Here is a 22368-nt window from a genome sequence, read left to right as displayed (position 1 = left end):
TATTTTGGTTTTCAATACCTTGTTTTCCGACCATTTTTGCTTGTATTAATTAATTTTTAATCTTCCCCATTCTAATATAGGCTTCTTTTTGAAGGCATAATTAAGAATTTTTATCTAGGTTGTAGACCAATTTCTTAAGGGGTGTTAAGTATCAGCCAGTACGACCTGAGTGAAATCATAGAGAAAATCAAAGAAAAAAGCCCGTTTGAGTATAAAGACAGTCACCGTGGGAAAGCTCGAGCCTTAAGAATTATTGCAAGCAAGTTGTACTATTCCCTGAACTATGAAAACGAGCCTCAGGCAACCAGGGAAAAGGTAACCCAGCTTCTTCTTTACCACGGGCAGTTCAGCAGGGAAGAAATCGATGAAACCTTCAAAACATCAGCCAGGAAAACCACAGATTATTCCATCGAATTTCTAAAGCAGCATCCAGAACTTGCAAAAGCCGAAGCCCTGAAGAGTAAAGAGTTTCGCGATGAAGAAGGAGAAGAAGCGGAAAAACTCTTAGAAACTAAGTATATTTTCCCGCATTACACATGAGTTTTTGAGAAAATTGTTTCTGAAAAAACAAACATGAAATTCTTCAAATGCAGGTGTAAAAGAATGAAAGTACTTTTGAATGAAAGTACTTTTCAGATCGAGCACTTTCATGTCAAGAAATGAAGAAAAAGTAAATTGAAAGGACAAATTGAAAAGCCAGGAAATGAATTGGAAATAAATTGATGGATGAGAAACTTACTGGAAAAACATAAGCAAGAAAAATAAAAAAGGGTTAAGCGACTGCGAGTTTTTTCGCAGCCCCTCTATCTCTTCTTACCTCTATTCATCTTATAGCAGAGTCTACTTTCCTTGAGATGTCACTCAATTTCTATCTTCTTTTTAGGCTCTTCAATTTGAGCTTTTGGAAGAGAAATTGTCAGGACACCATTTTCCATTTTTGCAGTAGACCCTTCCTCTTTAACACCTACTGGCAGGCGGACGGCACGGTAAAACTGAGTATATGCCCTTTCCTTGCGCAGGTAACCTTCTTCCTCAGTTTCTTTTTCCTCGCCGGTCTTTGCGCTGATCTCAAGCATGTCTTCTTTGAGATTGATTTCAACATCTTCCTTGTTGATTCCGGGCAGGTCGGTAGTAACCACGAGCTTGTCGTCTTCTTCCATGATATCAATGGCAGGAGTGTACACTTTTCCGCCCCCCCATTCTTCCATCGGCATGAAGTCTTCAAACAGCTGGTTTAGACGTTCCTGTGTTCTTCTAATCTCTTCAAAAGGATCCCAGCGTGCGGGTCCTGAAACTGATCTTTTAGCAGGCCATTTCATTTTGATATTCCCCCTTAAGAAAAAGATAATGCATCTATAGATATGCTATTTTGAATATATTGAGAAAGGATATATATGTTTTCCTGAGAGAGAATTTCACTAAAATGTAAGGAAAAAACCTAAAAATAAAATTCATGAAAATAAAAATCCCCGAAAACCCGGGAGGAATTTCCGGAGAAATTAAAAACTTCAGGGCTGAAAACCGGTGACAGGCCTTTAACAAACCTGAACACGGGTTTTGTTTTACAGGCTTAACATTTTATAAATTTAGCCGTTACAGGTCTAGCCTTTTACAAGCTTAGACTTTTACAAGCTTAGACTTTTACAAGCTTAGACTTTTACAAGCTTAGACTTTTACAAGCTTAGACTTTTACAAGCATTCCTATCAGGTCTGAAGCTTTTACCAGACCCATAGAACCATTTTTGACCGATTCCTCATCAAAATATTCCACACCATCTGGATCGGCTGCATCAGTTCTGTAAATTGCAAAAGGAATCGGATCCCTCGTATGGGTCTTTACCGAGATCGGAGTCGGGTGGTCAGGCAGTACAAGGATAGTAAAAGTTTCATCCGAAGCTTCGGCATGCTTGAGGATGGGAGAAACAATCCGGCTGTCAAAGTCTTCAATTGCTTTCATTTTTTTCTCAAGGCTTCCTTCATGCCCTGCCTCGTCAGGGGCTTCCACATGGACAAAAACAAGATCCCTGGTCTTCAGAGCTTCGATAGCTGCACTGGCTTTTCCTTCATAATTGGTATCAAGATAACCGGTTGCCCCGGGGACTTCGATTACATCCAGTCCTGCATAGATTCCGATTCCCTTGAGCAAATCCACAGCTGAGATGATAGCTCCGCTTTTACCGTAGAGTTCCTGGAAAGTCTTGAACTTCGGGGCATAACCCTGCCCCCAGACCCAGATAGAATTGGCAGGGTTTTTGCCTTCCTGTACTCTTTTCAGGTTAACAGGGTGCAGTTCCAGAACGACTGTTGACGCCTCAATTAACCCTGAAAAAAACTCTCCGTCTTTTCCTCGGGGAAGATAATCATCTTTTCTCTCGCCTGTGATATCATGCGGAGGCGTACATTCCGTTTCAGCTCCCAGGTCATTCCCGGCAACAATAAGGTGCCTGTAACTTATTCCAGGATAAAACCTGACTTTTTCAGTCCTGAGTTCGGAATCAAGCGTATCGATCAGAATCTCGGCTTCGTCACTGCTGATATGCCCTGCACTGTAGTCTTTTATCTTTCCGTTTTCGATTGTTATGAGATTACACCTGAAAGCCACATCATCGGCTGCAAGGGCTACTCCCATACTTGCAGCTTCCAGAGGAGCCCTCCCTGAGTAATAGATTGCTGGGTCGTATCCGAAAATGGACATATTTGCCACGTCGCTTCCGGGGGGAAACCCTTCAGGCACGGTTTTTGCAAGCCCTGTTTTTCCGCGGGCTGCAATGGAATCCATAGCAGGGGTTCGGGCTGCCTGCAGAATGGTTCTGCTGCCCAGCTCCTCTATGGGATAATCCGCCATTCCGTCTCCTATAAGTACGGCGTATTTCATTGCTTCACCTGTTTCCAACTGTTTTACACTTTCATCTTACGGATAAAATATATCATTTTCTGCTGGAGGACTGTTCCGGTATTTTATTGGACACCTGTCAGCAGGTTTTTTCTGCCAATCCTAACGTTTCAATTCCTATACCCATTTTACACAAACATTATAATATAGTATCCATATCCTATACAGGACAGGTTCCCGGCGTAAAATATATTAAGTGTCAGGAGAGCCAGCGTATGCTGTTCTTTACAGGAAGGGTTATTTATAGAGAAGTGAACCTGTAAACGTAACAGGACACATGTCAGATTATTGTTAGTACTAATGCCGGATTATAATGTCAGCATAATTAGTGCTATTTCGGGTTACCCTGAATACGATCAGGATAGTCAGAATTACTTAAACAAAAATACCATAAGTAACATATTAGAAAAAATAACGATGTAAGAATATCCTACTTAAGGCCAAAACGTGATCCGATCATGAAAATTGTAATGAAATTTGGAGGAACTTCCGTTGGGGACGGAAAAAAAATCCGTCACGTTGCCCAGCTCCTTAAAAGATATCATGAGGAGGGCAACCAGATCGTGGTAGTAACCTCGGCACTCGGTGGAGTAACCGATAGGCTTCTGGAAAATGCTCGCCTTGCTTCAACAAAAGGCAAGGTTTCACTTGTTAAAGAGTTTAAAACAGAGCTTACAAACAAACACCACGAAGCTGTGAAGGATGCCATTGAGGACCCCAGGGTCGCAAAAGAAGTCCTCCAGGTCCTTGACCTCCGCATCGAAGAGCTCGAAAAAGCCCTGATCGGGATCTGCTATCTTGGCGAACTTACCTCCAGGTCGATTGACTATATCTCCTCCTATGGAGAGAGACTGGCAGCTCCGATAGTTTCGGGTGCGGTCCGCTCCCTCGGGGCAGCTTCAATCGAATACACCGGAGGAGAAGCCGGAATTGTAACCACATCGGATTACGGAAACGCCCGCCCTCTTGAAAAGACATACGAGCTTGTCTTAAAGAGGCTTGGGTGCAGGCTTGAGTCCCATATCCTTGTGGTCACGGGATTCATTGGAGAAAATGAAGACGGAATCATTACCACCCTTGGAAGAAGTGGGTCTGACTTCTCGGCTTCCATCCTTGGGGCAGCCCTGAAAGCCGATGAGATCTGGCTCTGGAAAGAAGTCAACGGGATTATGACAACGGACCCGAGAATCGTGCCCGAAGCAAAGACCATCCCTCAGATCTCCTATGCAGAAGCCATGGAACTCTCTTACTTCGGGGCAAACGTGCTGCACCCGCGCACCATTGAACCTGCAATGCGCGAACATATTCCCGTACGCGTCAAAAATACTTTTAACCCGGAGTTTCCGGGCACACTTGTGGTTGCGGAGAAGTTCCAGTGCAGGCACGTAGTAAAAGCAGTAAGCCTGATCAAGAACGTAGCGCTTATTAATATTTCAGGAGCCGAAATGCCAGGAACGGTCGGAACAGTGGCCAGGCTCTTTACCGCACTTGCCCGAGCTGGGGTAAATATTGTTATGATCAGCCAGGGATCTTCAGAGTCAAACCTCTCTTTTGTGGTCAGTGAGTCACACGTAGAATCTGCATTAAAAGCCCTCCATGCCGAGTTCAACCGTGAAATCGTAAAGGAAATCACCTCGGATAGAAATGTCTGTGTGGTTGCAGTTGTGGGTGCGGGCATGGCAGGAACTCCGGGAGTGGCAAAAAGAGTCTTCGGAGCACTTGGGAATTCAATGATTAATATTATTATGATCAGTCAGGGATCTTCCCAGTACAATATCTCTTTCGTGGTCAGAGAGGGCGACGCATTTGCTGCAGTCAAGACCCTGCATGACGAATTCGAACTTTACAATGGAAATGGAATTGAAAAAAAGCTATGAAGCAGACAGGAAGGGTCAGAGAGTGAGCGAAAAGCACCTAACATACGCGGACTCAGGCGTGGATATCACAAAGGAAGAAAAAACCGTCAAAACCCTGATCGACAAACTGAGTTATGTTCGAAAGGGTATTGGAGCCCCTCTTACAGGAATAGGACACTATGCAGGGCTCTTGGACTTCGGAGAATATGCCCTTGCCATGACGACGGACGGGGTAGGATCAAAAGTCCTTATTGCAAACGAGATGAAGCGCTGGAACACCGTGGGGATAGACTGTATCGCAATGAACGTTAACGACCTCCTTGCCATCGGGGCCGAACCCGTAGCCTTTGTGGACTACCTGGCCCTGGAGAAGCATGAAGAGGGTTTTGCCGCCCAGATAGGAGAAGGGCTGCTGAAAGGAGCCGAAATCTCAAGGATGTCCATTGTAGGCGGGGAAACCGCAACCCTCCCTGATATCATCAAAGGTTTTGACCTTGCAGGCACCTGCCTGGGGGTTGTCAAAAAAGAAGATATCCTAGAAGGAGGAAAGGTCCGGGTAGGCGACGTACTTGTCGGCATCCCGAGCACAGGAGTCCACAGTAACGGCTATACTCTTGTAAGGAAGATCATTGAGAAATCCGGCTACTCTTACCACGATCCCTGTCCCTATGACAGTTCAAAGACCATAGGAGACGAACTCCTTGAGCCCACCCGGATTTACATAGAAGTCCTTGATGTCCTTAAAGCGTGCGAAGTCCACGGGCTTGCCCACATAACAGGCAGCGGGCTTTTGAAACTGAGAAGGGTAACAAAACTTGGCTTTGAATTTTCCGACCCTATCGAGCCCCAGGAGATCTTCAAATTCCTGCAGAAAGAAGGCGAAGTCGAAGACCTTGAGATGTACAGAACCTTCAATATGGGCATGGGCTTTTTGATGATCCTGCCGGAAAAAGACGCCGCAAAAGCTGCAGAGCTTACCGGTGGAAAAATCGTAGGAAAAATTGTGGAAAGCGGGATCAGGGTTAAAGACCTGATAATAGAGTGAGATTAAAGAAAAAGTAAGAGTAAGAGTATAAATAAAAGTGAAAGTGAAAACAATAGTAAGAGTAAAAGTATAAAATTTAATTTTACAAGTCAACTTAGAGGGGAGCGAAGGGAAAATCTCCCCCCCAACTTCCTCTAAAATCAATTCTCCTAATTCTTTTCTTCCAGCTCAATTCTCCTAATTCTTTTATCCTGAATTCTATTTCTTAAATTCTATTTCTTAAACTCTAATCCCCTAATCTTAATTCATTTTTTCCACATATCCAGGTAGCTGCCAGAGGGAGCCTTCGGGCTCTCAGGAGGTTTGCTCTTCTTCAAAGAGGGCTTTACCTTATTCTTCTCCGTCTCTCTGAGCCGGTCAATTTCTTTTGTGCTGTCCTCGCTGTCTACGGTCAGGACAAAGGTTCCGTAGCAGGGCTTTGTATAGGTGAAAATCAGAGAGTTGCCCTTAACCCCCATAGCAATGGGCGGCACTCCTATTATGTGGTAGTCCTTGAAAATCTTGTATCCGGGGTCTACATAGTAGACTTCCTCTGAGTTTTTCTCGATGTACTCTCTGGCCTCTTTGTAAGTCGTCTTTTCCAGGAGAATCTCGTACTTCATCTGCTCAATACAGCTCATATGGCTATCCCCTCCACAATTTTATCCAGCCTGTTCTTGAGGCGGAGGGGGTTGTGAACATCCTTCGAGACGATCTTTTCACCATCGAATTCGATGGTTTCAGCCAGTTCGTCGGCGTGTCTGCCAAAGACTATCGAATAAAGCTTTGCCTGAGAAAGGGCACTCATGGTCGCTGCATAGGTCATTCCGGCATCGTTATGCATAAAGGCGAAACAGATGTCGAAATCCGATCTTTTCTCAATAATGTCCTCCATGGTTTTATCGAGATTCACCAGCTTTTTTGCATAATAGCCATCGGAATCGGAAACTTTCAAAAGTCTTGTTGCAGCTTCCGTCCCTGCAACCGTTACATCGAATCCTAAGTTGGTCAGCTTGTGGGAAAGATATAGGGCAATGCTGGTTTGAATCGGGATCTCGGGGCATCCCATCATGAGGAGCACTTTTGCGCCGGTCATAATATTTCATCTCTGGATAATCTTGGATATCATCTGTAAGAGTGGGATAGGTTAATCCTGAATTTCAACCTTTGCAATTGACATTCGGTAGAAACCCTTGAAAACGAGACAACGTTTTATTCAACCATCCCCATAGGTTTGAGTTTTAATCCCTCTAAGTTTTGTTTTTGATCATTCTAATGATAGAACCAATTATGTATTAAACCTGTTGAGATCAGTCCTGAAAATTTTCAGCCTTTCAGAATGAACCATTATCAAGATCAGTTTACCAGATATGTTCATACCCGGTATATCAACATTGTATCCTTGTTTTATTGAAGGAATGTACAGGTATAGACTATCACACCTTTATAGAACTTATCGACCTCCTGAAGAACAGGAAGGAAAAAAAATTTCATGAGGCAATTGATACTGTGAGAGTCACAGACTTCTATTCATGCTACTGTGCTTACATAGCAAAAAAATATTAATCAGTATTACATTATAGAGAAATATTATGGAGAATTATGATTCGATTGTAATAGGCGGTGGCGTCAGTGGCTTATTATCTGCTCTGGTATTGTCCAAGTCCGGGAAAAAAGTTCTTGTTTTAGAGAAAAACAGAAAGCTGGGAAATAATTGTAATAGCTATCTTGTTAACGGTTATCAAGTCGATACCGGGCCTCATGCCATTACTCAACTCCATGAGGGTGGGCCACTAAGATATTTAATGGAAAATTATTTTGACTATATTCCTGCTTTTGTTGATTATGGTGATTATTTTATACGTGATAAAGATGGTTTAAAGGAAGTTCCCACCACTCTTACGGGCTACCTTACAATGGATGTGTTGCCAAGAAAAGATCGTCTCATAATTGCGCAGTCATTGACTAAAATGCTGCTTTCATGGCAATTCGGAACTGACATATCTAATATTTCAGTTTATCAATCCCTGCCATGGAATACACTCTCATCTGACACGAAAGAATTCATGGATACATTTAGTTATTTTTTATCCGGAAAATCCGCAAAAGAGACATCGGTTCAGAGGATGTTTGTCGGAGGTGGATTTATTGAAGAGGATATAGAAAAGGATATTACTCACGAAAATAGTGAACATCAGTATATTGATAAATTTAAAAGAATGTCTTATGTCAGTCGATTGTTGAATAATAACAAAGTAAATTATAATCAGTATTATCCGCGAAACGGTTTGAAAGCGATATTAAATGCCATTCTGTATTCTTTGCCAGAAACGGTGGAGATTAAAACTAATACTGCCGTAGAACAGATAATCACAGAAAACAACACTGCAAAAGGAGTCTTAACAAATGAAGGTTCCTATTTTGCAGATACGATTATTTACTCAGCTTTTGCAAAAGATCTCCCTAGATATGTTACTGATTTACCTGCGTCTTATGTTTCGGATTTAAGCAGAATCAAACAGTCGAAGTCCTTAACAATATGGCTTGGTCTGGACGAAGAGTTTGAAGAATTCAACTACACAGGGGGAGAAGTGTGGTTTAAACAAAAACCTTTCTGGGCAATGCCGATAAGCAATTATAACAAGAGTTTTGCTCCTGCGGGCAAAAAGCTTGTAGGTTTTATGTTTTCCATAGATGAAAATAGTTCATTAGAATCTGAAAAATCGGATGCTTACGAGACTATTTTGCGAGTTTATCCTGGTATAAACAAACATATAGATATGATTCATTATCAAATGACCGTTCCGGAAAAAGCTTCTATGGCAATAAATGGTTTTATCGCAGGGATAACTACGCCAGTAAAAAATCTGTATCTAGTTGGTACAGATGTGGATGAACGCAGTATGGGAATAACCAGAGCTGCTTATTCTATAGTGAAACTCATAACCGTTTTGAGAAAGGAACAAATTCCAAACCTATGAAATTTATCTTTTATTTTGGCCTGGAAGTACTGTGATCGGAGAAGTATTTTTATTCCTTTGTGCCTGTTGTTCGAAGAATATCATGTGTGTTTTTGGAAATTTCAAAAATTATCGAGAAAAAGTTTTTCGAAAACAATATTGTGGACTATGAGATCAGACTAAAGTGTATTATTCAGATTGAATCAGAATTTCTACAGAACTCTCCGTTTCTCGTTTCAAAATGTTATCTCTATATATCATCCCCCCTAATTCTAATTTGTAGATTTGATTAGCTGTCATTCGAAGCAATGATAAACGTCAGAATCTTTCTGGACTCTCTAAAGAAAAAAAATCATAAAAGGTACAAAAATGGTATGTTTAAGCGAATTTGACTACGAAATCCTCCTGAAAAATGCATCCCTTAAAGAATGTGAAGACCTTATTAAAAAAAACGCGGAGGAAGTGTACCTGGTACCGGGAGGGTACAATATAAAAGGCATTTTCCTTCTGGGTACATCCGTCCCCGTCGGTTTTTCAGGAGATGCAATCCTATTTCAATTCATAAAGCCCTGCTTCGGCCTCTTTGTACTGAGAATGAAAAACGAAGCGGAAGAAATCAAGAAACTTAGAGAGCAATATAAAAAGGATAAAAATGTAAAGAAAATAAAATAAGGGCTGACAAAAGAGCTACAGTCTGTAGCTGTTTGTTTTCCCTTTAAAGCTTCCTTTATGTTTATTATCGAGTTCTTTTTACGCCGGTTATACTGTATTTCTTTATTTCGGGTTAGATATTTCAGGTTTTAGAATTTCAGATTTTGGATTTTTCAGGTTTTCAGGCTTTAGATCATAGAACGAAGCTTTTTGGTTTGAAATTTCATTTTTCAGACCTTTATCTGTCTAATCTTTACCTTTCTGACCTTCATTTATCAAACCTTCATTTATCAAACCTTCATGTATCAAACCTTCATGTATCAAACCTTCATGTATCAAACTTTTATTTATCAAACCTTCATTTATTAGACATTCACTGATAAGACATTCATTTATCAAACATTCATTTATCAAACATTCATTTATCAAACATTCATTTATCAAACATTCATTTATCAAACATTCATTTATCAGGCCTTCACTTTTCTCGTACATACGGCCCTGCACTCAAAAAACTCGGCTGCTGGCAATTCATGGATTGTGGTTGCGACAATCATGCCTTCCCCAATTCCTTTTGCGACCATAATAGGCCTGCCCCTTTCGTCTTCAAGTACAACTTCAGCATCGGTTTCTGAAAAGTAGCCGTCGCATCCTGCAGGGGGGACAATGTTTTCGATAAGTTTCTGAGCTTCATGCTCGCCCACAGGACGTGGTGTGCAGGAGTTTTCTTCCATTACGTATTTAAGGGAGAAAGGCAGCCACTCATACTCATATTCGGGGACAAGGGGACCGAAGACGAGCAGGGTTCCGCCTTTTGCCACAAATCTTTCAAGGGAACGCTTGCCGCGTTCAAGCCCGACTCCTGTTTTTGTATACTGTTTATTGGCAAACCCTGTAGGCAAGATAAGGATCTTACAGGCGGGCAGATAAGGAGTACCAAGGGAAGTCGAGAGCGCTCGGCTGCACTCAAGCCCGTATTCCACAAACAATTTTTCAAAAAGGAGAGGACAGTCCCAGAGCAGAATTACATCACTCATGAAAAGTGATAGGAAACTTCCGCATATGAAATTATCTGCCAAAAACTCAGGGAGTAAAGGAAAGCTCGGACTCGGCCCCTGCAAGCCCGGGTTCGGAGATATGGCTGGGACTCAGGTTTTTCCCGAATTCGAAAACAATCATATGGGGGCTTGAAGTGACTGTAAAAGGATGACCAATAGACCTGAAGATATTTGAGTAGTACTGTATAACGCGTTCACATACTTTTCTGTCGGAGTAGTCGTGAATCAGTTTAACATATTCGCGTCCTTTCTCAGTACAGACTTCAATATCGCTTCCTATACTGTCGGTAAGGTAAAGTTCTTTGAAAATCATTATGTGCTCTGCAAGGGTAAAAGTCTCCGGGGGTTTGCCCGCAAGCAATTCGAATTCTCTTCCCATATCGTCAACTGAAGGAAGATCTCCTGAGACAAATGCTTCAAAAACTTTTTTGTTCATGCTGAGCCGCTGGTAGTTCTGCTGTCTGTATGTCTTGACAAGGTTCTTCCAGAACTCCGGCCTTTTCTGGATTTCCCGAAAAGTGCTTTCCATTGACCCGAAATGTTCTTCAAATCCTTTAGGGATTTTTTCATAATTGAGGAACTCGAACCGCTTAAAATAGATTTTAGTTGCATTTGACCTGTTGAACAGCCCCTGTACATCCATTTTCATCTGCTTTGCCAGATAGAGGGCAAGGCTCTGGGCAACTACTCCCCTGAAACAGGGATTGCCGTTTGAAAGGGTCAGGATCAAAGTTCCAGGTTCCGGTTCAGCATATTCGGCACCAACTTTAATTTTCCATCCCATCCTATCATTCAGGACGTTTACATAATTAACAAAATTAGGAATTTTCTTAATAGTATAGGGATTTATTAACTCGTATACAGTCGCTTCTTCAAGAAGCAGGCCTGAGGTTTTTTTGATAAACCACTCAAGCATGGTATGATGAATTAGCAGAAATTCTTCATCTTCAACCATTTTGTTACGTAATTCGATAGTCTTCAAAGCACTACGTGAGTCTTTTTCTCCCTTCTCCTTCTTTTTCTCATCAAGAACCTGAGAGGCAGCTTCTATAGAATCTCTTATCGCTGCACTTAAATTTCCATTGTTTTTGTCCAGAAAGGGCTTTAATTTATCAATGTAACATTGATCGATCGAAATATTTTTGCGGACTATCAAGCAGAGTTCCTCTTGTCCCTTTTTGGAAGCACAGGAAATTCGAATTTTCCCCGGTTCCTGCACTTAACCATTTTTATAAACCAGTAATAGATTGTACCTCCTACTTATTAATATTTTTGCCAGAGGTCGGAAAGAAAAATTTATAATAAGAGACGAAGCATTAAAGAAGAAAAGGACAGAAAAACAATATCATATAACATATAACGAGAACAGATAGAAAGTTTCACTTAAGAGAGGACTTTAACTAAATTTTTATATAGTTTGGATGATGAGAAGGAAGAGAATTTTCAATATTTACCGTTGCTTGAAGAATAGGCAGAACAGGGTTCTTTGAACTCGAGGGTAATAAGATTTGATACGGTCCTGGCCTCAAATGCATGCCCTGCTGCCATGAACAATTTTGAAAAAAGAGCTATAAGTTTTTCAATAGCAATTTCATCGGAAAATTGATGCCGAATTTTGATGTTTATCTTGCCCCTCTCAACCGTCCTTTCAACATCCGTTGCAAGCTGAGTAACAAAAATTAATTTTTTGGAAATAGCAAACAGTTCGTAAAGCGGAATTTCCTGGATAGGCTTGCCTGCAGAGGCCTCAAAAAAGCTTGTAACATCAGGAATCTCCCCTGAAAGAAATGCTTCAAAGACATCCTTGTTAAGGTTTACCCGCTGATACCTCTGCTGCCTGTACCTTTCCACCAGGGAAGTCCAGAATTCCGGCTTGCTTCGAATTTCCTTAAAGGTATAGTCAAGAGTTCCGAAGTTCTTTCTAATTCCCGGAGGAACCTCCATATCAGATCTGTGTTCCTTAAGAAAGATACGGATTGAATTGGATTTACGGTGGACAAAGGAAACGTCAAGGTTGAGATAGCGGCCAAGAAAGATAGAGATTGCCTCAGCAAGATAGGCTCTCAAACTGGGATCCCCGTTTTCAAGCAATATTACCTCGGTTTTATCCTCCTGCAAGGTGTTGATAGAAACTTTAATTCCCCAGCCCATATTCCGGCTACGTGTATTGAGATACTCCAGGAGATCCGAAGCAGTCTTTATCTGATAAGGATTGAAAAGTTCACTTACAAGCTCGTCATCTACCAGTATCCCATCGGTATTTTCAATCAACCATCGGAACGAAAGCTGGCTAATCAATATACATTCTCCGCTCTCGATCAGGCTGTTGCGGATCTCAGGATACTTTGTTGAGCCCTCCGTAAAATATTCCAGAGCATCTTCTACGGACTCGTGACCCCGAAGAGCAGCATCTGCGAGTTCTATCGCATCCCTTATTGCAGCACTCAGATTCCCGTTATTTTTGTCCAGGAAGGGCTGCAGTTTCTGAAGGTACTCATCTTCCATAGAAACGTTTTTGCGGATCAAAGCTTATCCCTGCTTTATAAAAAGTGTTTTTTCGACAAACGTTCTGGCAGTGCAAACATATCACAAACTTAAAGACTACAGGTAAGTTTACAAGACCGAGATATATAAAAAATTTGTTATTTTATTCCAGATCCAGCCCGGAAGAAACTTTTACAGCGTCCCGTTCCGAAGTATCAGGAAGAGAAAAATCGAATATTATGAGTTCAGAGACATAGTTCACAGTGAAACTGTGCCAGCCTGCATTAAATACATTGGAAAACAGCTGAATAAGGGTTAAAACCACGCTCTCTTCAGAATAATCATGCCGGATTTTTATCTGCTCTTTTCCTTTCTCGGTACATATTTCCACATCGTTTACCAGCTGGGGGGCAACTACCAGGTATTTAAAGAGCGGGAGAAGTTCCGAAAGAGGGATTTCACGGAGGGAACGGTCGGCTTTAAGCTCAAAATATTTTGTTATATCAGGAAGCTTTCCGGCTACAAGAGCTTCAAAAAGACTCTTGTCCAGATTTACTCTCTGGTAATTGAACTTTGTATAAAGTTCTGCAAGGGTTACCCAGAAATCAGGTTTTCGTTCAATCTCCCTGTACAGGAGATCCTTAGCACCGAAATGTTTCCTGACGCCGGGGCTTATACTCTGGCTTTCATGCCGGACAAAATGAATCAGGTACACGGTAACCGAATTGGACTTCCGGTGCAGAGCCTCTACATCCAAGTCCATCCAGCGGGAGAGGAAAATACAGACAATTTCTACGAGGAGCTCACGAAAATCCCTGTCTCCGCCAACGAAATCCATGGTAAAAGATTCAGGCACGACTTCTCCCCTGAAAGAACAGGAGACTTCTATTTTCCAGCCCGCGGTTTTACTGGCACTGTTGAGGAACTCCTTTAACTCGGGAACTGTAGTGAGGAGATAAGGATTGAGCAGTTCGTGCACAATATCCTCTTCCATAAGCCTCCCAGAACTGTTTTTCACAAGCCATTTCAGAATCTGCTGGCTTATCATTACACATTCGCCGTTCTGAATAAGCTGTTCCCTTACCTCAGAGGATTTCCTATTTTTCAGATCTCCGGCCATTTCCTCAGGGGTGCGGAGGCTTTCAGGATCAGGGCTGGCCAGGTCGATGACTTCACGTATAGCTGCACTCAAATTCCCTCCATGTTTTTCCAGCAGGGGCTGGAGTTTCTGGAGGTGAGCCTCATCTAAAGAAACGTTTTTGCGAATCAACAAAATCCTCGAATTTTCTTTTTTAAGTTGGGGCTACTCTGGAGAAATTTCTACCTGCAGAATTAAATACCTGAGGGATCGCAAGATTTGGATTCGGATCCCTTTCAAATCAGGAAAATTACTTTTTAATTTACATTATTATGGAATTTGCACTTCCAGACAGTTATTGTTAGAAATTGTACAAAATATAAATAATTTAGTATTTCATCAGGAAAATATAAATTTGTTCCATCTTAATCATTTATTTTTCTAAGTCCGGTGACCGGAACGGCTTTAAGGTCTGCATATATTATCTAGCCTCATGAACAGCAATGTGGAAAGACTTTCGAGGGTCCGTATGATTGCGGATTACCAGTTCGGGAAAGGTACGGGAAAGGAACTTTTCCCTGAAGGATCAACGTTCCAGTTATCCCGGACAAAAAGAGTACGCCAAGTCTTTCACTCAGGCAAGAGAATTGCAACAGCCAGAGCAAAAGATGGCTTTTTCACGCTCAGTATTGAAGGAGCTGCCGTAGTCCACAGGCTTCTTCCCGGAAAAAGGCTCAGGGTAGCTGTTTCTGAAGACGCTGCTCCTTTTGTGGAGGCAGGCAAAACAGCTTTTGCAAAGCATGTAATTGAGATCGACCCCGAACTCCGCGCAGGAGAGGAAGTGCTCGTCACGGACAAAGCAGACAGGCTGCTTGCAACAGGACAGTTGCTCTTATCCCCTGCAGAAATCCTGGCTCTTGACAGCGGTGCAGCTGTAGATGTACGGACAGGAATTGCTTCGAAAAAAAAAGGGATAAACCTTTCAGGCCCGGAAAGTCAACCAGTAAGTCATAAAATCTTAATTTAAAAAATCTTAATTTAAAAAATCTTGATTTAAGAAAGCCTTGATTTAAGAAAGCCTTGATTTAAGAAAAGAAAAAATAAATTTTAAACCTGATACGGGAAGACAAAAGGTATTTTTACTTTTTACGCAAATTTTCATATAGCTGGATACAATATATAAAGGACTACTCTTACTGCTCAAAAATGCCAGGCTGAACGGAAAAAATGGATAAGAATATATCGTAGATAGTTATTTTTGAATGAATACTACTCGCAAAATAAATAATTGTATTTTCAGCCCTGCGGTTTTAAAAGCAAAACTCGTACCAGATTGTAAAAACAGTTCCCCCGGAGAGTGAAAGCATCCCAGAACAAGAGCAAATCCTAAAACACCTTCTGGTTCCCGATAATACCAGAATAGACACAAGCAGGATTGTAGTTGAGGGAGACGTTATTGTCGGCAACCACTCCAGCATCCAGTATAGCATATCCGGGGATATGGTCATCATGGGAGAAGGAGTGGCTGTTTCCGGAGATGTGGTAGCTTGCTCTGATACCAGGATTGACATGTGGTCAAAAATGGGGAGCAATGTGGAAGTCGGCAAAAACGCCTATCTGGGAGAATTTGTTAGCATTGAGGGAAAACTGACCGTAGAAGGGGACCTGGACGTAGGCAAGGAAGTCAAAATCAAAGGCGGGTTTGTAGCCAAAGGCTGGATCGTCGTCAGAAACCCTGTCCCTGTAATCATGTTTTTATTCCTGTACATCAGGGAAATGATGCGTCTTGGAAGGGGAGAAGAAATCGAAAAAGCCCTTGAAGAACTTTTTGACGAATCCGAAGAAGAACATGAATCCGAAAGCAGGGAACCCGCTGAAAAAATACTTATCATACCCACAGGCACAAAAATCACTCCTGAAGTCATTGAAGTTGGTGGGGATGCAGTTGTCGGAAACAACTGTTATCTGATAGGAAACCTGAAGGCACAATCTGTAGAAACCGGAAATGCCCTGATCCTGAAGGGAAGCATTTATTCCGAAGGGAAGATCAACATAGGAGAAAACAGCACTATCTATGGGAATCTATCTTCAAAAGGACAGGTAAATATTGGCCGGAACACCAAGGTCTTCGGAGGAATAAAAGCAGAGTCTGTCTTACTGCATGAAAACGCAAGGGTAGAAGGCACTATAAAGGCACCTTCAGGATTGTCTTTCTTAAGGGATGCTGCAGAAATGCCAATTCTTGCAGATGTTAATGCTTTGGGAAAAGTGATTCCGAGAGAAGTCAAGGAACCCGTACCCCGGGACGGGCTTCTGAAAGCTCCGGAAATAATCAAGATTGACTCGCTCATTAAAACCAGTGCAAAAGCTAAAAATGGCTTTGTACCCGGCAGGGAAGGAATGTCTGCCAGGACCGTGGCGTTAGGGAGGACCCGGCGCACCGGCGGAGTGAGAAGATTGAGAAGAAGACACGAAGCCGGGGAGCATCAGAGCTGATCATAATCCCGGCTTAAGTCCGAAGCTCCTGAAACCAGAATCTTCCTCCCGGAATTTTTCCAGACGGGCTGCTCCTGAAATATAAAGTCTTTCTGTGAATCCTGATTTTGTCCTTATGCAGGAAAAATCCATAGAACATGGAAAATGATGCAGAAAATTTCTTTTTTCAGAGAAAGGGCAGCAAATAGCCGACAATATTCTCAGGGAAGTAATTCTCAAGGAACCAGTTTTCAGAGAATCGGGGATCCTCAAGGAGCCAGGAATTCTTGGAAAATCAAAGCTTTTCAGGAAAGCAGGGAATTATCTGGGCTCCGGCGAAGGTAGGAGAAAAGCTTAAACTGAGAAGTCCATTAATCAGGAAGTTATTAAATTAAGGGATACAGTCTGTAGAAACCAGCAGTCCATCAATAAATACCATTAAAAGAATGAACACAGTTGAAATTAAATATAACTTAAACTGAACACAGCTGAAACATTGATTAAAATCCAAGAAAAACTTCAACGCAAACTTTTAAAAATAAACTTATGATCACAAATTCAAGGAAAGGAATTCACTTGACAGAAAACATTATTGAATCCGGGGACCCGCAGGCAAGGTACGATTCCGTTATAGAAAAAGACTCAAAATATGTAATGCAGACCTACGGGCGCCAGCCCCTTGTGCTTTCAAAAGGTAAGGGAGCGGTCGTTCAGGATATTTACGGGAAAGAGTATATCGACTGCGTGGCGGGGATCGCGGTAAACAATGTAGGGCACTGCCACCCGACAGTTGTTAAAGCAATCCAGGCACAGGCAGAGAACCTGATTCATGTTTCAAATCTTTATTATACTGAAATCCAGGCAGAGTTTGCGGAAACCCTTGCCTCGATTACAGGGATGGAGCGCGTCTTTTTCTGCAACTCGGGAGCCGAATCCGTAGAAGCTGCAATGAAACTGGCTCGTGTGGCTACGGGAAAAAGCGCTTTTGTAGCTGCCGAACACTCCTTCCATGGGAGGACTATAGGAGCTCTCAGCGTGACCCACAAAAGCATGTACAGGGACCCCTTCATGCCACCGGTAAGCTCCGAAACCACCTTTGTCCCGTATTCCGATGCCGAGGCTATCAGGCAGGCAATTTCCGAAAACACCGCAGCAGTAATCCTTGAGCCCATTCAAGGAGAAGGCGGGATAAACATACCGGACCCCGGATACTTAAAAGAAGTAAGGGAGATCTGTGACGAGACCGGCGCCCTCCTGATCTTTGATGAAGTGCAGACCGGCTTTGGAAGGACAGGCACCTGGTTTTGCAAAGAGCAGTTCGGGGTTGAACCCGACATCATGAGCATGTCAAAAGCCATAGGAGGAGGTTTCCCTATGGGCGCCATTGCAGCCCACAACGGGATCAATTTCGGGCGCGGACAGCATGCTTCTACCTTCGGAGGCGGGCCACTTGCCTGTGCAGCCGCTCTTGCTTCGGTTAAGGTGATAAGGGAAGAAAAGCTTCTCGAGCGCTCAAAGGAAATGGGGGCTTATTTCATGAAAAAGCTTGCAGGCATGGTAAGGGATGACGTTGTGGAAGTCCGCGGGAAAGGGCTCATGATAGGCGTTGAGATCAAATACCCCTGCGGCAAATTTGTTGACTTTGCAAGGGAACAGGGTGTACTTGTAAACTGCACCTCGGATTCAGTACTCCGCCTTGTCCCCCCACTTGTGATTACGAAAGAACAGATCGATACGGTAGTTGATGTTCTTGAGCAGGCCTGAACTGATAAAAAAAGAAATCTTTGAAATCGCAGAGTACGTTCCCGGAAAATCCATAGAAGAGATAGCTGCCGCTTACGGGATTGACCCGCCTTCGATTATCAAACTCGGCTCAAACGAAAACCCCCTCGGGCCCTCCCCGAAAGCCGTCAGAGCTCTCGTAGAGACAGCTCCAGGAGCAAATATTTACCCCTCAGCCGATGCACGGGAACTGAGAGAAGTCCTCTCGAAATACACCGGTTTTCCGGTATCGAACATCGTCGCCTCCGGCCCCGGAATGGACGGGCTCCTTGACGGGCTTTGCAGGATAATCATTGAAAAGGGAGACGAGGTTATTGTCCCTACCCCAACCTTTGCTTATTACGAACTGCCTGCCAGAGCCTGCGGAGGAAAACCGGTTTTTGTCAGGCGGAACCCCGACTTTTCCCTGGATCCTGAAAAGATCCTTGGAGCCGTCTCGCCCAGGACAAAGATCATTTTTCTCTGCTCCCCAAACAATCCTTCGGGCAACCTACTTCCTGAAGCCGACCTGAGGAAAATCGTCGAAAACACCCATGCCCTCGTGTTTGTGGACGAAGCATATGTTGAGTTTGCGGACAGGAACCTCACAGGGCTCGTAAGGGAATATGACAACCTGGCGGTTGGGAGGACTTTCTCCAAGGTGTTCGGGCTTGCAGGCCTGCGCCTGGGATATGGGATATTGCCAGAATGGCTCGTAAAAGAGTATTCAAGGGCAGCCACCCCATTTTCAGTGAGCCTTCTGGCTTTAAGGGCAGGAGTAGCCGCACTTTCGGATACCGACCACCTGAATAAAAGCATAAATCTTGCAAGGGAAGGTAGGGAATACCTTAAGAAAAATATCCCGTTCGCGGTTTATCCTTCGCAAGCAAACTTCGTGCTCGTAGATGTTACCCCCCTGAAAGCAAAAAAAGTCTCAGAAAACCTTATGAAAAAAGGAATAATCGTGCGGCCATGTGATTCTTTCAGAGAAGCCGGAGATTCCCTTATCAGGGTAACAGTCGGCACCCCCGAACAGAATGAAAAGGTAGTCAGAGCTTTTGAAATTTCAAAAACAGAGGTTTGAACACCTCTGGTTACCTTAATTAAGATTTAATTTTTCTTAGGTTTAGCTTTCAATTTATTCTAAACTTTCAATTTTCATCAATGGATAATTCAGTTCGGAGTCGAATTCCATTGCAACTTTCACCCGTGAAGAGCCGTATTTTACAGTGATTTTGACATCAAGCATGGGACCCTGAAGCTCGGTGTATCCGAACTCACTGTTTAGCTTACTTTTCAAGAGATCCCGGTCAATTTTCACGGAGATGCTTTCCACAAAAGGCTGAACTGAAATGCTTTCCTGAATAGCCTGCTCAAGGCTTGAAGCCGTTCTCAGGTTTACCGGGGAACCCGTAAACTGATGGTAGAGAGCTCCCAGTTTTATTCCTGCTTCAAAAAGTGCGTTATCTCTATCGGTTATTTTATTTCCGGCCAAATAAACCTCTCCTTTTCAATCCAATATGCCTTGTTGCTCCAATACCCTTACTAATTCAAATTAATCTTGCCGATTCAATTCATCGCTGCCGATCCAACGCAATCCTGCCGAACAAATGCGCTTCTGTTAATTCGATCTGCCCTGTTGATTCAATGTGCCTGTGAGAAATTAGAATCAAATACCAGCTATTGAGTGGTTAAGTGTGAATTTAAGTGTGGATATTTAAGTCCGAAACTACAGGAAACTACAGTAATATTTGAACTGACTTTACTATTTGAACTGACCTTACTATTTGAACTGACTTTACTGCTTTTCTTTTCCCCCTCCGGCTTTCAGTCCCTTTTTGTTCCCCTGCTCTTTACTGTTAACAGGGCTGATCAAAGGGACCTTCAGGAAAGGAGAAAACAGGTAAGTAAGCATAAGAATGAAGGGCAGGAAAGAAAAAAGCCGCATGTACTCCAGATCAATAAAGTACAGAAGAATAGTTATCCCGAAAACCGCAGCTACAAAAGCAAGGACCCTGATATTCCGGATCTTGGGATAACTTACGGAACTCACCATAAGGATAGAAAGGGCTAAAGTCAGAGCCAGCAAAAAGGTTATACCTACGATACTTTCTCCAAGCAAAAGATAGGTAACCAGCATAATACAACCTGCAGTGATGGGGAGTCCTTCAAATCCGGGCTTCGAGGTAGATATCGTAGAATTGAAACGGGCGAGCCTTAGCACTCCGCATACAGCATAAAAAGCTGCAAATATCGCGACAAGAGGGTCCTGTTCTCCGAATTCCAGAAAGATAAGAAGAGCGGGAGCGACCCCAAAAGAGACTGCATCGGCGAGGGAGTCGAGTTGCTCCCCAAGTTCTCCTCCTTTGAACCTGCGGGCGATGTATCCGTCTGCTCCGTCTGCAATTGCCGCAATCAGGAGTAAGATCAAAGCAAAGCCAAAAGAGTTACTCTGGGCAGCTACTGCAATGGAGCCAATCCCGCAGATCAGGTTCAAAAGAGAGACCAAGTCCGGGAGCCGTAACATTTGAAATACGTTCATATCAAAAGTCCCTGTCATTTTTTATTGTTGCTATAACGGTTTTGCCTGCAAGCACCCGCTCCCCTTTACAGACTGTAATATCGAAATCATGAGGAATTGTTACATCGACTCTTGACCCGAAACGGATCATCCCGATCCGCTGTCCCTGTTCTACACTGTCATTCACATTCGAATATGTGACAATTCTGCGGGCAATAGTGCCTGCAATCTGTGTGACCTCTACATCCCCGTACTTGCTATGAATAATGAACTCGTTTCTTTCATTCCTTTCCGAATCCTTACAAAAAGCGGGGAGATAACCGCCTTTCTTGTAGGTAATTTCCCTGATTTTTCCGGAAATCGGAGCTCTGTTTACGTGTACATTCTGAAGAAACATAAAAATGCAGATTTTCCTGTCTCTGATGTCGATAACCGTACCATCGGCAGGAGAAATCATATAAGCGTCAGAGATTTCCACCTTTCTTTCGGGGTCCCTGAAAAAGATAACCATAAAGAAAGTTAATGCCATTCCCATGTGAGCTGCATGATTAAGGAATGGTAAACTATCCGTTGCCCATGAGAGAATTGCAAACAGGGCAGTTGCGGATGCAGCTGCGAAAAGCCAGGGTTCGGATCCTTTTGCAATCATTGATTTCAATCCCCAGCAAATCTATGCAGAAGATATTTCAATTCTTCGGAAAGTATTACCCAGAGGCCATCGATCATTCTCAGCAACTCAGGCAGAATCTTGAGTACTGCATATGAAATTGCAAAGAGAGCAATCCCTGAACCCGCCTTCGCAATATAGTTATGGGCAATCATGAAACTGTCAGCCCCAAACCACTGTTCTCCATAAGCTATAACCACAAAAATATCTCTGATAAGATTAAGCACATAGATCACAGGAACGGATACGATGAAGGCCATGGCCAGACGGTTCAGGGGCGCTTTGACCGCACCTATTAACCCCATAAAAAGAGCTATACTTTCAATTGCGGTACATGCAAGGATAATCTCAACCGTATAGCCGTTAAGGGTTATCATATTCCAAGCTTTCAAGGATGCCGGAATTTCGAAGTATTGAAGAACCCAGAGAACCTGTGAGGTAACATTTCCAATAATCCAGGTATTCAGGGTAGAGAAATTTGCAAATGGGAAATAAACAAGAGCTCCAAGAGCACTTGCACTCGTAAGCATTGAAGTTATGTCAAGGGAATCTCCCTCAATCGGAGCTGAAACTTTTGAGTGTACCACTTCTCTGTTCTGTTTTATGAGAAGAGGGCCTTCCCTGTACTCCCGAAGCATGATATACGCCACAAGTAAGCAGAACAGGGCAAATAAAAATGTAAGGACCACATTGGCATAGTCCTGGATCTCGATGTAGTGGAAAGGCTGATAACCCCAATGAATGGAAAACACACCCCACCCTATTCCCCCTAACAGTTTACGAACTCTTGAGGTTCTGGGGATAACGGATGACGCAATCATTAACCCGACTGCAAGCCAGAGTACACTTTCTATCATTTTTCACGCACCTTTTTGCCCGGGCCGAAGACATTCCAGATTCCCTTTTTCTTCTGTGGTACTGGAAAATCCCGAACAAGTTC

Annotated in this window: 21 protein-coding genes; 9 read left to right on the top strand and 12 right to left on the bottom strand. The window is 43.0% G+C overall.

What is annotated here, in order from left to right:
- The first annotated feature begins 141 nt into the window (after nt 1–141).
- Nucleotides 142–540: a hypothetical protein gene (locus MA_RS00705; RefSeq protein ID WP_011020193.1), complete on the top strand. Its 399-nt coding sequence runs from the start codon at nt 142–144 to the stop codon at nt 538–540.
- Between the two features lie 317 nt (nt 541–857).
- Here the strand turns inward: MA_RS00705 and MA_RS00700 are convergent, their stop codons facing one another.
- Together MA_RS00700 and MA_RS00695 are read right to left on the bottom strand one after the other, a co-directional pair.
- Nucleotides 858–1319: an Hsp20/alpha crystallin family protein gene (locus MA_RS00700; RefSeq protein WP_011020192.1), complete on the bottom strand. Its 462-nt coding sequence runs from the start codon at nt 1317–1319 to the stop codon at nt 858–860.
- Nucleotides 1320–1681: 362 nt separating this feature from the next.
- Nucleotides 1682–2875, bottom strand: a complete 1194-nt coding sequence (locus MA_RS00695) for a cofactor-independent phosphoglycerate mutase (RefSeq protein WP_011020191.1) — start codon at nt 2873–2875, stop codon at nt 1682–1684.
- A 476-nt stretch (nt 2876–3351) separates the two neighbouring features.
- Here MA_RS00695 and MA_RS00690 point away from each other — a divergent pair, with 476 nt between their 5' ends.
- Nucleotides 3352–4770 (top strand): aspartate kinase, encoded by a 1419-nt coding sequence (locus MA_RS00690; protein ID WP_011020190.1) that lies wholly within the window; start codon nt 3352–3354, stop codon nt 4768–4770.
- A 22-nt stretch (nt 4771–4792) separates the two neighbouring features.
- Nucleotides 4793–5794 (top strand): phosphoribosylformylglycinamidine cyclo-ligase, encoded by a 1002-nt coding sequence (gene purM / locus MA_RS00685; protein WP_048066059.1) that lies wholly within the window; start codon nt 4793–4795, stop codon nt 5792–5794.
- 245 nt (nt 5795–6039) lie between these two features.
- Here purM and MA_RS00680 read toward each other — a convergent pair whose 3' ends face one another.
- A complete protein-coding gene (locus tag MA_RS00680) occupies nt 6040–6414 on the bottom strand; it encodes a DUF1894 domain-containing protein (RefSeq protein ID WP_011020188.1) in 375 nt (124 codons plus the stop codon).
- Nucleotides 6411–6869 carry a DUF1890 domain-containing protein gene (locus tag MA_RS00675; RefSeq protein ID WP_011020187.1) on the bottom strand — a complete coding sequence of 153 codons (459 nt, stop codon included), beginning with the start codon at nt 6867–6869 and terminating at the stop codon, nt 6411–6413. The genes MA_RS00680 and MA_RS00675 overlap by 4 nt, the downstream gene beginning before the upstream one ends.
- A gap of 496 nt (nt 6870–7365) precedes the next feature.
- Between MA_RS00675 and MA_RS00670 the strand changes: the two genes are divergently transcribed.
- Together MA_RS00670 and MA_RS00665 are read left to right on the top strand one after the other, a co-directional pair.
- The gene (locus MA_RS00670) at nt 7366–8754 is read left to right on the top strand and encodes a phytoene desaturase family protein (protein WP_011020186.1); all 1389 of its coding nucleotides are present in this window, start codon (nt 7366–7368) and stop codon (nt 8752–8754) included.
- Between the two features lie 348 nt (nt 8755–9102).
- Nucleotides 9103–9405 (top strand): DUF1894 domain-containing protein, encoded by a 303-nt coding sequence (locus tag MA_RS00665; protein WP_011020185.1) that lies wholly within the window; start codon nt 9103–9105, stop codon nt 9403–9405.
- A gap of 449 nt (nt 9406–9854) precedes the next feature.
- Here MA_RS00665 and MA_RS00655 read toward each other — a convergent pair whose 3' ends face one another.
- The 4 genes from MA_RS00655 to MA_RS00640 all read right to left on the bottom strand — a co-directional run bounded on the left by MA_RS00655 (nt 9855) and on the right by MA_RS00640 (nt 14196).
- The gene (locus tag MA_RS00655; RefSeq protein ID WP_048066058.1) at nt 9855–10421 is read right to left on the bottom strand and encodes a hypothetical protein; all 567 of its coding nucleotides are present in this window, start codon (nt 10419–10421) and stop codon (nt 9855–9857) included.
- A gap of 46 nt (nt 10422–10467) precedes the next feature.
- Nucleotides 10468–11598 (bottom strand): hypothetical protein, encoded by a 1131-nt coding sequence (locus tag MA_RS00650; RefSeq protein ID WP_048066057.1) that lies wholly within the window; start codon nt 11596–11598, stop codon nt 10468–10470.
- Between the two features lie 287 nt (nt 11599–11885).
- On the bottom strand, nt 11886–12968 hold the full coding sequence (locus MA_RS00645; RefSeq protein WP_011020182.1) for a hypothetical protein: 1083 nt from the start codon (nt 12966–12968) through the stop codon (nt 11886–11888).
- 121 nt (nt 12969–13089) lie between these two features.
- On the bottom strand, nt 13090–14196 hold the full coding sequence (locus MA_RS00640) for a hypothetical protein (protein WP_048064819.1): 1107 nt from the start codon (nt 14194–14196) through the stop codon (nt 13090–13092).
- A gap of 301 nt (nt 14197–14497) precedes the next feature.
- On the opposite strand from MA_RS00640, the gene MA_RS00635 reads away from it, so the two are divergent.
- From MA_RS00635 to hisC, 4 genes are all read left to right on the top strand, one after another.
- Nucleotides 14498–15031, top strand: a complete 534-nt coding sequence (locus MA_RS00635; protein ID WP_011020180.1) for a PUA domain-containing protein — start codon at nt 14498–14500, stop codon at nt 15029–15031.
- Nucleotides 15032–15513: 482 nt separating this feature from the next.
- Nucleotides 15514–16500, top strand: coding sequence for a hypothetical protein (locus MA_RS00630; RefSeq protein ID WP_157860060.1), 987 nt, complete (start codon nt 15514–15516; stop codon nt 16498–16500).
- A gap of 555 nt (nt 16501–17055) precedes the next feature.
- Nucleotides 17056–18243 carry an acetylornithine transaminase gene (locus MA_RS00620; protein WP_048066055.1) on the top strand — a complete coding sequence of 396 codons (1188 nt, stop codon included), beginning with the start codon at nt 17056–17058 and terminating at the stop codon, nt 18241–18243.
- Entirely contained in the window at nt 18224–19324 is a 1101-nt protein-coding gene (gene hisC / locus MA_RS00615; RefSeq protein ID WP_048064817.1) for a histidinol-phosphate transaminase, read from the top strand. Before MA_RS00620 ends, hisC begins: the two co-directional genes overlap by 20 nt.
- A gap of 54 nt (nt 19325–19378) precedes the next feature.
- Here the strand turns inward: hisC and MA_RS00610 are convergent, their stop codons facing one another.
- The 4 genes from MA_RS00610 to artA all read right to left on the bottom strand — a co-directional run bounded on the left by MA_RS00610 (nt 19379) and on the right by artA (nt 22285).
- A complete protein-coding gene (locus MA_RS00610) occupies nt 19379–19735 on the bottom strand; it encodes a dihydroneopterin aldolase family protein (protein WP_011020176.1) in 357 nt (118 codons plus the stop codon).
- Nucleotides 19736–20038: 303 nt separating this feature from the next.
- Entirely contained in the window at nt 20039–20782 is a 744-nt protein-coding gene (locus MA_RS00605; protein WP_011020175.1) for an archaetidylserine synthase, read from the bottom strand.
- A gap of 1 nt (nt 20783) precedes the next feature.
- On the bottom strand, nt 20784–21410 hold the full coding sequence (locus MA_RS00600) for a phosphatidylserine decarboxylase (RefSeq protein ID WP_011020174.1): 627 nt from the start codon (nt 21408–21410) through the stop codon (nt 20784–20786).
- Between the two features lie 5 nt (nt 21411–21415).
- Nucleotides 21416–22285 carry an archaeosortase A gene (gene artA, locus MA_RS00595; protein ID WP_048064816.1) on the bottom strand — a complete coding sequence of 290 codons (870 nt, stop codon included), beginning with the start codon at nt 22283–22285 and terminating at the stop codon, nt 21416–21418.
- Between the last annotated feature and the right edge of the window lie 83 nt (nt 22286–22368).

This window comes from Methanosarcina acetivorans C2A (assembly GCF_000007345.1).
Lineage (GTDB): Archaea > Halobacteriota > Methanosarcinia > Methanosarcinales > Methanosarcinaceae > Methanosarcina > Methanosarcina acetivorans.
The sequence above is the reverse complement of the archived record's forward strand: the minus strand, read 5'-3'. Positions and strand labels throughout refer to the sequence as shown.